The organism is Streptomyces sp. WP-1, from assembly GCF_030450125.1.
In the GTDB taxonomy this organism is placed as follows: domain Bacteria; phylum Actinomycetota; class Actinomycetes; order Streptomycetales; family Streptomycetaceae; genus Streptomyces; species Streptomyces incarnatus.
On sequence record NZ_CP123923.1, the window covers coordinates 1,602,689 to 1,615,494 of the forward strand.

Sequence of the window (12,806 nt, forward strand, 5' to 3'; positions counted from 1 at the left end):
GTCCGGGCGGCGTCCGCGCGGCAGGGGACGCGGTGGGGCAGGAAACGGGCACTTCAGGGTAACCGCACCCCTATGAACGAGACCGAGACCCCGGACGTGGACCTGACCGCCCCGACCGCCGCCCCGCACCCCCTCTACGAACGGCTGCTCGCGGCCGACGGCCGGCTCTTCGAGCGGGCCGCCCGCTGGAACTGGCCGGGCGCCGAGCGCGTGCTGCCCCGGCTGAGCCGCAGCGCCAACCACGGTGTGCTGTGGGCCGGCGTGGCCGCCGCGGTGGCGGCGACCCGTACGCCCAGGGCCCGGCGGGCCGCCGTACGGGGCATGGCCTCACTGGCCGTCGCCTCCGCGACCGTGAACACGCTCGGCAAGCGCTCGGTGCGCCGGGCCCGGCCGCTGCTCGACCCGGTGCCGCTCGGGCGGCGCTTGCGGCACCAGCCGGTCACCACGTCCTTCCCCTCGGGCCATGCGGCGTCGGCGGCGGCCTTCGCCGTCGGGGTGGCACTGGAGTCCCCGGCGTGGGGCGCGGCGGTCGCGCCGCTGGCGCTCTCGGTGGCGGCCTCCCGGGTCTACACCGGGGTGCACTTCCCGAGCGACGTCCTGGCGGGTGCGGCGCTGGGCGTGGGCGCCGCCTTCCTGGTACGACGGCTCGTGCCGGCCCGCGCGGCGGCGGTGCCGGGCGCCCGGCCGCGCGCCGAGGTGCCCGCGCTGCCGGAGGGCGAGGGCCTGGTGGTGGTCGCCAATCAGGGCTCGGGCACCTCGGACCGGGTGAGCGCGCTGCGGGCGGCGCTGCCGCGCGCGGAGATCGTGGAGTGCGAGCCCGGTGAGACGGGCGACGCGCTCGCGAAGGCGGCGACGCGGGCCCGGGTGCTCGGGGTGTGCGGCGGCGACGGCACCGTGAACGCGGCCGCCGCCGTCGCCCTGCGCCACGGGCTGCCGCTGGCCGTGCTGCCGGGCGGCACCCTGAACCACTTCGCGTACGACCTGGGCGTGGAGGACGAGCGCGATCTGGCCCGCGCGGTGCGCAAGGGCGAGGCGGTACGGGTGGACGCGGGCCGGTTCGTCTCGGACGGCACCGAGGGCCTGTTCCTGAACACGCTGAGCCTCGGGGTGTATCCGGAGCTGGTGCGCGCCCGGGACTCCTGGTCGCACCGGATCGGCAGCTGGCCGGCCGGGCTGCTCGGCGTGCTGCGGGTGCTGCGCGAGGGGCAGCACCCGCTGGAGGTGGAGGTGGGCGGTGAACGGCGGCCGCTGTGGATGCTGTTCGCCGGAAACGGCGTCTACCACCGGATGGGGCTCGCGCCGGGCCGCCGTACCGATCTGGCGGACGGCCTGCTGGACGTGCGTGTGGTGCACGGCAGCGGCCGGCCCGCGCTGCGGCTGCTCGCCGCGGCCGCCGCGGGGCCCCTGACCCGCTCGCCCGCGCATGCCGCCGTCCAGGTGAACCGGCTGCGGCTGACCGGCCTCGCGCCGGGCACCCCGCTGGCCTACGACGGGGAGGTCACGACCGTCTCGGGCGAGGTGACGGTGGAGAAGCTGCCGGAGGCGCTGACGGTCTACCGCCCGCTGCCCAGCACTTCCTGACGGTCACCTCCTGACGGTCATCTCCCGACGGCCATTTCCCGACCGCCATTTCCTGGCAGGTCATTTCCTGACAGCCAGTCAGTCCATATCGCAAAACGTGGGTCTCATCATGCGGCCCGCGCGCGTACCGTGAACCGTGGCGCCGGCCGGTGCGGCCGGCGCGACGGGAAACGCGTCGAGGACGCGACGAGCAGGGGAACCGGCATGCCGAAAGCACGGGAGACGGCCGTCTACACGCATGGGCACCACGAGTCGGTGCTGCGTTCGCACACCTGGCGCACCGCCGCCAACTCCGCGGGCTATCTGCTCGGTTCCCTCAAGCCGCACATGAGGGTCCTGGACATCGGCTGCGGCCCGGGGACCATCACCGCCGATCTGGCCGAGCTGGTGCCCGACGGCCGGGTGACCGGCGTCGACCGCGCCCCGGGCATCCTGGAGCAGGCGCGGGAGACGGCCGCCGCACGCGGACTGGCCAACGTCGACTTCGCGGTCGCCGATGTGCACGCCCTGGACTACCCGGACGACACCTTCTGCGTGGTCCACGCCCACCAGGTGCTCCAGCACGTGGGCGACCCGGTGCAGGCGCTGCGCGAGATGCGCCGGGTGACGAGGCCGGGCGGGTTCATCGCCGTACGGGACGCGGACTACGCGGCGATGACCTGGTACCCGGCGCTGCCCGGCCTGGACGACTGGCTGGAGCTGTACGAGCGGGTGGCGCGCGCCAACGGGGGCGAGCCGGACGCCGGGCGCCGCCTGAAGTCCTGGGCGCTGGCCGCCGGGCTGCGGGACATCACCGCGAGCTGCGGCACCTGGACCTTCGCCACCGAGGAGGAACGCGCCTGGTGGAGCGGTCTGTGGGCGGACCGCACCGTGGCCTCCGCCTACGCCGAACGGGCTACGGCGGGCGGCCATGCCACGCCCGAGCGGCTGCGCGCGGTGTCGGACGCCTGGCGGGAGTGGGGGCGGCAGGAGGACGGCTGGTTCGCGGTCCTGCACGGGGAGATCCTGTGCCGCAAGGAGGCGTGAGCCCCGGCGTACGCGGTGCCCCGCGACTCAGTCGCGGGGCAGCAGGGGGCCGAGCGGCCCGAGGTCCAGGTTGAGGTCCTCGGGCCGCAGCCCGTAGCGGTCGCGCAGCTCCGCCATCCGGTCCTCCAGAAGCATCAGGGTGAGCCCGATCCGCTCCTCCTGCTCCTCGGTGAGGTCACCGGTGTCGAAGCGCCGTACGGCCTGCCGCTCCATGAGCTGGCGCAGCAGTTCCACCACGGTGAGCACCAGTTTCACCAGGTCGCGCTCGACCGTGTCGGGTTCGAGGTCGAGGCGCTTGGGGGCGGACATCACAGCTCCTTCGCGGGCAGCTCGGGCAGCATTTCGAACGGTGAGGGAACGGAGGCGTTGACCGAGCTGATCAGCGCGTTCAGGTCGATGCGGACGAGGTCCACGTCGGCGATGCGCAGCGTGATGTCGCCCGTGATGACCACGCCGCCCGCCAGCAGCCGGTCCAGCAGGTCGACCAGCGCGATCTCCCGGCGTTCCACTACGGTCACCGGCCCTCCCCCGCCCGCGCGCCCTGCCGCGCGTCCTCCTCGGCGAGTCCGCTGAACGAGTACGCGGCCCAGGGCCCGGTCAGCTCCACCCGCAGCCCGCCGGCCTCGTCCTTCGTACGGTCCACCAGTTCCACGAACTCCTCGGAGCGGTCCCGGGGCACCAGATAGGCCGCGTTCAGCACGTTGCGGCCCCGGGCGCCGGACAGCGAGGCGTTCTGCGGGGGATGCAGCCGGCAGTCCTCGGCGTGCGCGCACAGCCGCTGGTGCAGGGCGTCCGCGAACGCCTCGGCGGCCTGAAGGTCCGCCTCATGGGCGCGGGTGTCGGCGCGGCGGCGGCGCAGATAGTCGCGGCCGCTCATCGGCTTGTCCGGCTTCTCCGCCGTCCCGGCCCGCTCGCCCGCGGCGGGCTCGGCGGGCGGCTCCGTGAACACCTTGACGCCCCACTCCACCCGGCCCTCCAGCCGGTCCAGGGCCTGGCGGAAGTCCGTCTCGCGGGCCTCCATCATGCTGCGCACCCCGCTGTCGTCCCGGAAGACGGTCGCCAGGCGCAGCGGCAGCGGAGTGGTGACGGTGGTGAGCGCGTCGATCACGCCCTGGTGGGCGCGGGCGCTCGCGGCCAGCCAGTCCAGGTCCTCCAGATGGGCCTTGAGCCCCTCCTCGCAGAAGTCGGCCTCGGGGACCGTACTGACCACCGCGATCAGGCCGCGGTGGGACAGCAGGGCCGGCGGGGCGCCCCCGATGCCCGTCAGCTGGGCCTGGAGGGGCGCCCCGAGGGGGCGGCACACGGCGTACACATAGCGCAGTCCGGTCATGGCGCCTCCTTCCGCGCGCGGCCCGGCTCCAGCTCCTCCAGCCGGGCCAGCCGCTCTCTCAGCTCCGCGTTCTCCCGGGTCAGCTCGTCCCGGCGGGCCCGGGAGGACAGGGCCGGGTCGCTCTCCCACCAGTCGATCCCCATCTCCTTCGCCTTGTCCACCGAGGCGACGATGAGCCGCAGCTTGATGGTGAGCAGTTCGATGTCGAGCAGGTTGATCCGGATGTCACCGGCGATGACGACACCCTTGTCGAGGACGCGCTCCAGGATGTCGGCCAGGTTCGCGCCCGAGCCGCCCGAGCCGCCGTACGGGTCGGCGAATCCGCCCGGCCGGGAGGCGGGTGTCGTCATCGACGGCTCCCGCGCTCGGCGTACTGGGGTTCTTCCTCCTCGTCACCCTCGTACTCCTCGTCCTCGGGTTCCTCGTCCTCGTACTCCCCCTCCTGCTCCTCGTCGTCCTCTTCGGGCTCCTCGTCCTCGTCCTCGTACGAGTCGTCCTCCTCGTCCTCGTACTCCTCCGGCTCCTCGGAGTCCTCGGCCTCCTCGCCCTCGGCCCGGTCCTCCGGCTCGCCGGATTCCTCGTCCTCCGGCTCCCCGGATTCCTCGGACTCCTCCTCCTGGGACTCCTCCTCCGCGACCGCGTCCTCGTGGCTGCGGACGACCTCGCCGTCGCGGATCTCGCCGCGCCAGCCGTCGTCCGCCTCCGCCTTGAGGGTGATGAAGCGGGCGAAGTGCTTCAGGTCCAGCCTGACCCGGCGGCCCTGGGCGCGCCAGATGTTGCCGGTCTTCTCGAAGAAGCCGCTCGGGTAGTACTCGATGACCAGCAGCACCCTGGTCAGGTTGTCACCGAGCGCGTGGAAGGTGACGACGCCCTTGGTGCTGCCCTTGGCGCCCTCGGAGGTCCACTGGATGCGCTGGTCGGGGATCTGCTCGGTGGTGCGGGCCTTCCAGCTGCGGCTGGACCAGAAGATCTTCGCCTGCCAGTCGGTCTCGGTGTCTCCGGCGCGCGAGACGCTCTTGACGCCGTGCGCGAAGGTGGAGAAGTCCTGGAACTGGGTCCACTGGTCGTAGGCGGTGCGCAGCGGCACGCCGACGTCGATGAACTCCATGATCACAGTGGGCTTGTGGCCGCTGCGGCCCTTGCCGCCCTTCTTGCCGCCCCCCAGGTTCTTGACCGCGTCCATGACGTTGTCCTTCACACGGGAGGCGCCGAGTTCCAGCGCGGAGCGCAGGGGCCCCTTGCCCTCGGCGAGCTTGCGGCCGCCGTCCAGGGCGAGTTTGGCGAAGCCGGGGCTGTTGCCCTCGGCGATGTCGTTCAGCTTGCCGGTGGTCTCGCCGAGCTTGCGGCCGAGACCGGTGAGCAGCCGCTGGGCCTGCGCGGACAGGTACTCCTGCGCCTCCTCCTTCAGCCGGTCGGCGGCCTCGCTGTGGGCGAGGTCGGAGAGCGGATTGGTGTCCTTGGCCTTTCCCGCGGCCGAGGCCGCGGATCCCACGGTGTCTGTCATCCTTCATCGCCGCCCTTCGCGGAACCGCGGCGGGAGCCGGCCGGCTTCTTCGCGGCCGTCTGGCGCTGCGCGCCGGTCTTCTTGGCCGCCGTCCTCTTCCTCGCGGGGGCCGACTTCTCCGCCGTGCCCGTGCCGGTCCGCCGCGCCGCGGTCTTCTTCGCGGCGGGCTTCTGGGCCCGGGACTTGCCGGTGGTCCGGCCGCCGTCGTCCGGCTCGTCCTCGTCCGGCTCGTCGTCGTCCGGCTCGTCGTCGCGGTCGGCCGCGCGGCCCTCGCCCTTGTCCTCGCGGTCCTCGTGGCCGGTGGCGCGCTCGTCCTCGCGCTCCTCCTCGGCATCGTCGTCGGCCTCGTCCGCGGGCGCTTCGGAGACCTCGCCGCGCACCTGGGCGGTGCGGTCGTGGAGGCGGTCGGCGAGACTGCTCAACTGCCGTTCGACCATGGCCCCGGAGGCCGCCTTGCCGACGCCCCGCAGTTCGGTGCTCAGCTGGTCGCCGATCTCCTTGAACTGCGGGTTGTCGCGCAGCTGTTTACGTGCGAGGTCGACGAGCGCGCCCGGGCCGAGGTTGAGCTTCTTGCCCGCCACGAGCGAGCCGACCGCGATGGCCATCTTCAGTTTCCTGGTGCGTCCCAGGAAGTATCCGGCCCCTATGGCGAGGCCCAGTGCCGTTCGGTTCATCGTCCCGTTCCGTTGCCTGTGGTGTCGCCGGGGCCCTGGGGGGCTTCCAGCCGGTCGAGCAGTTCGTCCTCGCGCCGGTCGAACTCCTCCTCGGTGATCTCGCCCGCCGTCAACTGCTCTTCGAGGCGGGCGAGTTCGGCCCGTACGGTGGCGGGGTCGTAATAGATACGTTCCGCCTCGCGGAGCACCTGGTTGATCGCCCAGCCGCTGCCGCGCACGGGCGCGAAGGGCAGCAGCAGCACTTCCTTGATCAGTCCCATGGGGTCCTCCTTCCGCTCTCCGTCCGGGCCGCTCGGGTCGTTCGCCGCCCGTCAGGACGCCGCGGCGGCGGAGTCCGCGTCCGCCGGGCGGGCGGGGCCCGGTTCGACGAAGCTGTACGGCGGCAGCGGGCCGTTGACGCGCAGTTCCAGGTGGGGCCGGTCGGCCCGGATCCGTTCGACGGCGGCCAGGAACTCCTCGGCGGTGTCCCGGGCGACCAGGAACGAGACATTGAGCAGCCAGCCGGTGGACTCGGGTCCGGCGCTGACGGCTGCGGCGGTCGGCTCCAGCAGGCTCCGCACCTGGGCGGCGTCCTCGGCCTCCCGCGCCTTGACGGCGCCGGCGACCATCTCGCCGAGGCGGATCTTGTCGTCGTAACTGCCGCCGCCCGCCTTGCGGTTCGCGTCGGCGAGGGCGCGCAGGTCCGGCTGCTCGGCCATCACCAGGTGGAGGACGGCCTCCTCGACGTGGTTGCCCTTGACGTTGAACTCGACCTTGCCGTCCAGGGCCGCGAGCCGCTCCCGGTAATGGTCGGCGCGCTCGCCCAGGACATGGGTGACGGTGTCGTCGTCGGGGGCGACGTTGCCGAACCGCATGGGCAGCACGCAGCCGCCGGCGCCCGCCTCGGCGAGCACGTTCTGATGCGCGAGCAGATCCCTGCGCTTGGGACGCAGGCTCTCCGGAGCGTCACTGACCAGTGCGGTCAGCTCACCCTCGGTGAGGAGCCGCACGGGCAGCGGCGGCTGGCCGACACCGGTCATCCCCTCGGGGAGCGCCGGGTGGGAACGGGCGGTGATCCCGTAGACGTACGTGCTCACTCCTGCTCCTCCTTGCGGCGACGGCTCGTGGTCCTACGGGCGCGGGGGCGTTCCTCGTCGCCCTCGTCGCGCGCCTGCTTGAACGCGTCGGATATGGTCTCGGCGGCGCCGGAGAGGGCGCCCTTGGACTTGCCGCGCGCACCGGACTCGGTGACCTGGCCGACCACGTCGGGCAGGCCGGGGCTCTTGTTGGGTCCGGATTCCAGGTCGAGGCGGTTGCACGCCTCGGCGAAGCGGAGATAGGTGTCGACGCTCGCCACGACCACGCGGACGTCGATCTTCAGGATCTCGATACCCACCAGGGAGACGCGCACGAAGGCGTCGATCACCAGGCCACGGTCGAGAACCAGTTCAAGTACGTCGTAGAGGCCGCTGCTGCCTCCACCGCCGCCGCTCTGCTGTGCCGGGACAACGGTCATGCCCGCCGTTCCTCCTCCAGGTCGGTTACTGAATGGTTGGTCTGTGAAACCCGACTGTTTGTTCTGTGCGACCCGTCTACCGGCCGCCGGAGCGTGCGTCGGCTCTGCCGCGCTCGTAGCGGCGGACCCGCCGGTAGCCGGTCAGCTGCCCCTCCCGGTCGAGTTCGACCTGGTAGCTGCCCATGAGGCTCATGGTGTCCGGCACCCTGGACAGCTCCAGTACCTCGACCTCCAGGGACCAGCCGTCCTCGGTCTGCTCGAAGGAGGAGACCGATTCGGCTTCGAGTCCGGTCAGCTCGGCGAGCTGGCCGCGCGCCTGCCGCAGCACCTCCATGAGGGGCGGTCGGCGCCCTTCGGGCTCGTGCGTGGACTCCTCGCCGTCGGAGGACGGCCGGGGGGCCCTACGAGTCGTCCGGGTGGTCTTGCGGGGCTTCCGGGGCTCCGCGTCCGGCTCCTGTTCGATTTCCTGCGATGTCTCTTGGTCGTCTTCCCGCTCGGATTTCCGGGATTCTCGTGAATTCTGTGTCCGTGCTGTGCGATCTGTGTTCGACATGGCCACCTCTTTGGTGCGGGTGGCCGCTCATCCCGTGGCCAAACCTTCCCGGCCGTGCTCAGTCGCGCAGGTCCGTGAGACGCCGCCGCGCGGGCCGAGACCACGCCCCGGGCCGGCGGCTCCGCCCACGGGTCGGTGCGGGCCTGTTCCGGGGCGTCGGCGATGGTCCAGCGGCGCGCATGGGGCCCCGGGGCCGAGGTGGAGGCGGCCGCCGCGGTCGTCCTCGCGGACGGCGGTGGTGAGCCGGTCCGGGTGCCGTGCGGCGGCGAGTTCGGCGACGTCACAGGTGGTCAACGGGGCGGCGGGCGGGGCGAGTTCGGCTGGCAGGGTGCGCGGGTGATCCACTCCGGGTCGTGCTCAGGGGTGGCTTTCCGCATGAAGGGGCCCGTCGAGGCCCGGGGGGTCGCGGTCGGCGAGGCCGCCCTCGGTGTGCTCGGGGGCGCCCCAGCGGCCGGGGAAGAGGATCTTCCCCGGCCGCTGGATCCGTACGGTGCGCCGACCGGCCCGTATCGGCCGGTCGGCGTCCTCGCTCACCGCACCACCGCCTCCTCCACCAGCAGCTTCGCCGCGGCCACGATGCCGAGGGCGTCGATCCCGGCGGCGTGCAGCTGCTCGTCGGGGGCGGCCGAGCCGGGCATCGTACGGACCCCGAGCCGGACCAGGCGGGGCACGGGGCGGCCGTCGGCGAAGGACTCCGCGACGGCGTCCCCGATGCCGCCCTCGGGGTGGTGGTCCTCGACGGTGAGCAGACAGCCGGTGTCCTCGGCGGCCCGGCGCAGCGTCTCGGCGTCGACGGGCTTGACCGAGTACAGGTCGATCACCCGGACCGCGATGCCGTCCTCGGCGAGCCGGTCGGCGGCCGCGAGCGCCTCGGGCACGGTGACCCCGGCGGCGACAATGGTCAGCCGGTCCTCCTCGGAGGAGCGCAGCGTCTTGCTGCCGCCGACCGGGAACTCCTCGTCGGCGTCGTAGAGCACCGCGGTCTTGCCTCGGGAGGTGCGCAGATAGCGGATGCCGTCCAGTCCGGCCATGGTGGCGACCAGCCGGGCGGTCTGGTTGGCGTCGCAGGGGTAGAGCACCGTGGAGCCGTGGATGGCGCGGAACATGGCGAGGTCCTCCAGGCCCATCTGCGAGGGCCCGTCCTGCCCGATGGCGACCCCGGCGTGCGAGCCGACGAGGTTGATCCCGGAGCCGCTGACGGCCGCCATGCGCACGAAGTCGTGGGCGCGGGTGAGGAACGCGGCGAACGTCACGGCGTACGGTACCCAGCCGCGCGCCGCCATGCCCACGGCGGTGGCGACGAGCTGCTGCTCGGCGATGTAGCACTCGAAGAAGCGATCGGGGTGCGCCTTGCCGAACTCCTCGGTGCGGGTGGAGTCGCCCACCTCGCCGTCCAGGGCGACGACGTCGCCGCGCGCGTCGCCGAGGGCCGCGAGGGCGGCGCCGAAGGCGTCCCGGGTGGCGGCCTCGTCGCCCTTGTCGTAGCGCGGGAGCCGGACCACCTCGGTGGTGCGGTCGCGCAGCGCGGCGGCGGCCGGCGGCTCGCCCACGCGGACATGCAGCTCACGGGGGCCGCCCAGCTCGGCGATGGCCTCGTCGGCGTCGGGCAGCGGCTTGCCGTGGTGGCCCTCCTGGTCCTCCACGGCGGCCACGCCCTTGCCCTTGAGGGTGCGGGCGAGGATCACCACGGGCTGTCCGGTGGTGGACAGCGCCTCCCCGTAGGCCCGGTCGATCGCGTCCACGTCATGGCCGTCGACCTCGATGGTGTGCCAGCCGAAGGCCTGGAAGCGGCGGGCGTAGGCGTCCAGGTCGTGGCCGTGCCGGGTGGGGCCGCGCTGACCGAGCCGGTTGACGTCCACGATGACCTTCAGGTTGTCCAGGTTCTCGAACCCGGCGTGCTCGGCGGCCTCCCACACCGAGCCCTCCGCCAGCTCGCTGTCCCCGCACAGCACCCACACCCGGTAACCGGTGCGGTCCAGGCGCAGCCCGGCGAGGGCGATGCCGACCCCTACGGGCAGTCCCTGGCCGAGGGAGCCGGTGGCCGTCTCCACCCAGGGCAGCCTGCGGGGCGTCGGATGCCCTTCGAGCCGGCTGCCGAGCCCCCGGAAGGTGAGCAGCTCGCCGTCCTCGATGGCGCCGGCCGCCTTGTACGCGGAGTACAGCAGGGGCGAGGCGTGGCCCTTGGACAGCACGAAGCGGTCGTTGGCGGGATGCTCGGGGCGCTCGAAGTCGTAGCGCAGATGGTTGGCGAGGAGTACGGCCATCAGGTCGGCGGCGGACATCGAGGACGTGGGGTGCCCGGAGCCCGCCGCCGCTGCGGCCCGTACGCTGTCGACGCGCAACTGCTGTCCGAGTTCGGCGAGTTCGGCGGTGTCCATGGGTCTCCTTGCGCGAGATCGTGGTCGTCGGTCGGTGTGCGTCGGCCGGTAGGCGTCCGCAGGGGGCACCCGGGTGCACCGGAGCGCGGGGGCGTCCGGGACCGGCCCGGCGGCCCGCGGGACCGGCGCCGGTGATCAGCGCGCGGCCGCCCGCGGGACGCCGCGTGCGGTGGGCTCGTGCGAGGTTTTCCGCGTATCCGGGGCCGGGGCAACCAAACGCGGGGGCACTCACCCGGGCGGAGCACAAGGGCGCCGGCCGGCCGCCCCCGCCCGCCGGGCCGGACCGCGTTTCGCCCCGGTACCTCCGGTTACCCGGCCCCGGACGTCCGCACCCGCTTCCGGCACCCGGAGGTTTCCCCCATGCCCGAGTACGGATATTTCCTGGCGAGCGAGGAGCACGGCCCCGCGGCGCTCGTGGAACAGGCCAGGATGGCCGAGCAGGCCGGGTTCCAGGCGCTGTGGATCTCGGACCACTTCCATCCGTGGAACGACGCGCAGGGGCAGAGCCCCTTCGTGTGGTCGGTGATCGGCGCGCTCTCGGAGGCGGTGTCGCTGCCCATCGAGACCGCCGTGACCTGCCCGACCGTGCGGATGCACCCGGTGGTGACGGCGCACGCGGCGGCGACCTGCGCGGTACAGACCCAGGGCCGCTTCCGGCTGGGCCTGGGCAGCGGCGAGGCGCTGAACGAGCATGTGCTCGGCGACCGCTGGCCCCCGGCGCACGTACGTCTGGAGATGCTGGAGGAGGCGGTGCAGGTGATGCGCCGGCTGTTCACCGGCGAGGAGGTCGACCACCACGGCACGCACTACACCGTGGAGAACGCCCGCCTCTACACCGTGCCCGACGAGCCGGTCCCGATCGACATCTCCGGTTTTGGCCCGAAGGCCACCGCCCTCGCCGCCCGGGTGGGCGACGGCTACATCACGATGATGCCCGAGGAGGAGATGGTCACCTCCTTCCGGAAGGGCGGCGGCGGAGCCAAACCGGTCAGCGGCGGCACCAAGGTCTGCTACGGCACCGACCGCGAGGAGTGCGTCCGTACGGTGCACCGGCTCTGGTACAACGAGCTGCTGCCCGGCGAGATGGGTCAAGTCCTGCCCTCCCCCCGGCACTTCGAGCAGCTGCACGAGCTGGTCACCGAGGACATGGTCCGGGAGAACGTGGTGTGCGGGGACGATCCGGACGAACACGCCGCCGCCCTGCGCGCCTTCGCCGGTGCCGGGTTCGACCGCGTGTACGTCAACCAGATCGGCCCCGACCAGCAGGGCTTCTTCGACTTCTACCGGACGAAGGTGTTGCCCCGGCTGGCCGAGGGATGAGAGGGATGACGGGCCCGGGGAGCGTTGTCAGGGGGCACGCCCCCCCGGGGGACTCCCCGCGCCGGTCATCGGCGCGGGTCGTCCAGGTCGGCCGGGGTCATCGGCGGATTCTTGGGGATCGGCGGGTACGGCATGCCGAGGCCGCCCGGCGGGGCGACCGGCGGGGTCCCGCCGACCACGCGGTGCGGCGGGTGCGGCTGGTGCCCGGAGGACGAGGAGTGGGCGCTGGCCCGCAGCGCGTACGCCACCGCGGCCATCAGCGCCCCGGTGATCAGCGCGGCCGCCCAGCCGGGCAGCCCGATCGCCAGGGCCAGGCCGACGGCGACGACGACCGCGCCACCCGCGTACAGGGCGGCGGCGCCCGAGGCTCCGTAGAGCACGGCGGTACGGCGCTGCTTGCGCGTCTGCTCGCGCAGCTCCTCCCGTACCGTCACGCGGGCCACCTGAGCCAGCTCCTCGACCAGCTCCTTGTCGAGATGTTCCAGATGATCCAAAGGCTGCGAACGGTTCATGTCACGCGGGTACCCTGTGCGCACCCCGGGTAACTCCGCGGGTACCTGCGCACCGGCGTCCGTCCCAACTAGGCTCGGCCGCATGGAGATTATGGGCGCCTCGCTGCGTATCTGCGTTGCCGACATCGAGACCGCGATCCCCTTCTACGAGCGGCTGGCCGGTGGCACGGCACAGCGGTTCGAGCGCGGCGGGGTCCAGGTCGCCGCGATCGGCTCCTTCCTGTTGATGAGCGGTCCGGAGGCCGAGCTGGAGATCCTGCGGAAGGTCGCCGCGACCATCGCCGTCAAGGACGTGGGCGAGGCGCGCGAGCTGCTCACCGGCCTCGGCGCCCGCATCCTGGTGGAGCCGGTGCCGACACCGGCGGGCAGCAACATGCTCGCGATGCACCCGGACGGATCGATCTTCGAGTACGTGGACCAGCGCGGCTGAGTG

At 72.9% G+C, this 12,806-nt stretch carries 17 protein-coding genes; 4 read left to right on the plus strand and 13 right to left on the minus strand.

What is annotated here, in order from left to right; translation table 11 throughout:
- The first annotated feature begins 72 nt into the window (after window positions 1–72).
- Window positions 73–1,581, plus strand: coding sequence for a bifunctional phosphatase PAP2/diacylglycerol kinase family protein (locus QHG49_RS06760; RefSeq protein WP_159706355.1), 1,509 nt, complete (start codon window positions 73–75; stop codon window positions 1,579–1,581).
- 204 nt (window positions 1,582–1,785) lie between these two features.
- Entirely contained in the window at window positions 1,786–2,607 is an 822-nt protein-coding gene (locus tag QHG49_RS06765) for a class I SAM-dependent methyltransferase (protein WP_145486295.1), read from the plus strand.
- A 27-nt stretch (window positions 2,608–2,634) separates the two neighbouring features.
- Here the strand turns inward: QHG49_RS06765 and QHG49_RS06770 are convergent, their stop codons facing one another.
- From QHG49_RS06770 to QHG49_RS06825, 12 genes are all read right to left on the minus strand, one after another.
- Window positions 2,635–2,916 (minus strand): gas vesicle protein K, encoded by a 282-nt coding sequence (locus tag QHG49_RS06770; protein WP_145486296.1) that lies wholly within the window; start codon window positions 2,914–2,916, stop codon window positions 2,635–2,637.
- Entirely contained in the window at window positions 2,916–3,125 is a 210-nt protein-coding gene (locus tag QHG49_RS06775) for a gas vesicle protein (RefSeq protein ID WP_159706351.1), read from the minus strand. Before QHG49_RS06775 ends, QHG49_RS06770 begins: the two co-directional genes overlap by 1 nt.
- Window positions 3,122–3,937: a GvpL/GvpF family gas vesicle protein gene (locus QHG49_RS06780; protein ID WP_301487816.1), complete on the minus strand. Its 816-nt coding sequence runs from the start codon at window positions 3,935–3,937 to the stop codon at window positions 3,122–3,124. The genes QHG49_RS06775 and QHG49_RS06780 overlap by 4 nt, the downstream gene beginning before the upstream one ends.
- Complete coding sequence (locus tag QHG49_RS06785) at window positions 3,934–4,287, minus strand: gas vesicle protein (RefSeq protein WP_145486299.1); 354 nt, start codon at window positions 4,285–4,287, stop codon at window positions 3,934–3,936. Before QHG49_RS06785 ends, QHG49_RS06780 begins: the two co-directional genes overlap by 4 nt.
- Complete coding sequence (locus QHG49_RS06790) at window positions 4,284–5,441, minus strand: SRPBCC family protein (RefSeq protein ID WP_301487819.1); 1,158 nt, start codon at window positions 5,439–5,441, stop codon at window positions 4,284–4,286. Before QHG49_RS06790 ends, QHG49_RS06785 begins: the two co-directional genes overlap by 4 nt.
- Window positions 5,438–6,115: a DNA primase gene (locus QHG49_RS06795; protein WP_301487821.1), complete on the minus strand. Its 678-nt coding sequence runs from the start codon at window positions 6,113–6,115 to the stop codon at window positions 5,438–5,440. The genes QHG49_RS06790 and QHG49_RS06795 overlap by 4 nt, the downstream gene beginning before the upstream one ends.
- Complete coding sequence (locus QHG49_RS06800) at window positions 6,112–6,375, minus strand: gas vesicle protein GvpG (protein ID WP_037654781.1); 264 nt, start codon at window positions 6,373–6,375, stop codon at window positions 6,112–6,114. The genes QHG49_RS06795 and QHG49_RS06800 overlap by 4 nt, the downstream gene beginning before the upstream one ends.
- Before the next feature lie 51 nt (window positions 6,376–6,426).
- On the minus strand, window positions 6,427–7,191 hold the full coding sequence (locus tag QHG49_RS06805; RefSeq protein ID WP_159706343.1) for a GvpL/GvpF family gas vesicle protein: 765 nt from the start codon (window positions 7,189–7,191) through the stop codon (window positions 6,427–6,429).
- Window positions 7,188–7,610 (minus strand): gas vesicle structural protein GvpA, encoded by a 423-nt coding sequence (locus tag QHG49_RS06810; protein ID WP_145486303.1) that lies wholly within the window; start codon window positions 7,608–7,610, stop codon window positions 7,188–7,190. The genes QHG49_RS06805 and QHG49_RS06810 overlap by 4 nt, the downstream gene beginning before the upstream one ends.
- Window positions 7,611–7,686: 76 nt before the next feature.
- On the minus strand, window positions 7,687–8,163 hold the full coding sequence (locus tag QHG49_RS06815; protein ID WP_301487830.1) for a gas vesicle protein: 477 nt from the start codon (window positions 8,161–8,163) through the stop codon (window positions 7,687–7,689).
- Between the two features lie 357 nt (window positions 8,164–8,520).
- On the minus strand, window positions 8,521–8,697 hold the full coding sequence (locus QHG49_RS34065) for a hypothetical protein (protein ID WP_236576527.1): 177 nt from the start codon (window positions 8,695–8,697) through the stop codon (window positions 8,521–8,523).
- Entirely contained in the window at window positions 8,694–10,541 is a 1,848-nt protein-coding gene (locus tag QHG49_RS06825) for a transketolase (protein WP_159706341.1), read from the minus strand. The genes QHG49_RS34065 and QHG49_RS06825 overlap by 4 nt, the downstream gene beginning before the upstream one ends.
- A 360-nt stretch (window positions 10,542–10,901) precedes the next feature.
- Between QHG49_RS06825 and QHG49_RS06830 the strand changes: the two genes are divergently transcribed.
- Window positions 10,902–11,861, plus strand: coding sequence for an LLM class F420-dependent oxidoreductase (locus QHG49_RS06830; RefSeq protein ID WP_145486305.1), 960 nt, complete (start codon window positions 10,902–10,904; stop codon window positions 11,859–11,861).
- A 65-nt stretch (window positions 11,862–11,926) separates the two neighbouring features.
- On the opposite strand, the gene QHG49_RS06835 is transcribed toward QHG49_RS06830, so the two are convergent.
- The gene (locus QHG49_RS06835; RefSeq protein WP_145486306.1) at window positions 11,927–12,373 is read right to left on the minus strand and encodes a phage holin family protein; all 447 of its coding nucleotides are present in this window, start codon (window positions 12,371–12,373) and stop codon (window positions 11,927–11,929) included.
- 82 nt (window positions 12,374–12,455) lie between these two features.
- On the opposite strand from QHG49_RS06835, the gene QHG49_RS06840 reads away from it, so the two are divergent.
- On the plus strand, window positions 12,456–12,803 hold the full coding sequence (locus QHG49_RS06840) for a VOC family protein (RefSeq protein WP_159706337.1): 348 nt from the start codon (window positions 12,456–12,458) through the stop codon (window positions 12,801–12,803).
- Window positions 12,804–12,806: the final 3 nt, after the last annotated feature.